Source organism: Mesorhizobium sp. Arg314 (assembly GCF_053714275.1).
The window spans coordinates 1-487 of record NZ_JBSKBP010000249.1 but is presented as its reverse complement, the minus strand read 5'-3'; the positions used below and the strand labels follow the sequence as shown (position 1 = coordinate 487).

The window sequence follows — 487 nt, the reverse complement described above, 5'->3', positions numbered from 1 at the left end:
CCTCGGAGGCCGAAGCCAGCCTCACCGCCTCTGCTCCACCCTCAAAGCTATTTTCGCAGCGGATGACGTTTCCTCCAGGCTCGCGGCACCCACAGCTGACTTCGCGGAAACCAGCCAGCCGATCAACGATACAATCGTTGAAATCGGTGGCAACAGTCACGTGCCATATGCGACGATAGCCACGGTCAATGAGCAACCTCGTCAACTCTACGCTCGCGTTAAAATTTGAATATCCGACGACCGTGTCGATAGGCCGATCCGTTAGGTTGCAGCCTTCGACTACCGGGATTCCTGATCGTTCTAAACTGGAGCGCACCGCGGCAGAGTGACGTACGCCGGTAACGTAGATAGCATCCGGCCTACGCGCCAATAATGCTCCGATGACCTGCAGTTCGACCTGGTCCGAGTACCCAGATGCTCCGATGATCAGGTTCATGCCATGAGAATGCAGGGCATCGGTCATGCCCTGGATCACTTCAACATGCTG

General features: G+C 56.3%; 1 protein-coding gene. It reads right to left on the bottom strand.

The window, feature by feature from the left end; all coding sequences use genetic code 11:
• A partial coding sequence (locus ACWGS9_RS35330; RefSeq protein WP_459077408.1) for a type 1 periplasmic-binding domain-containing protein occupies window positions 1–463 on the bottom strand: 463 nt, incomplete at its 3' end.
• Between the last annotated feature and the right edge of the window lie 24 nt (window positions 464–487).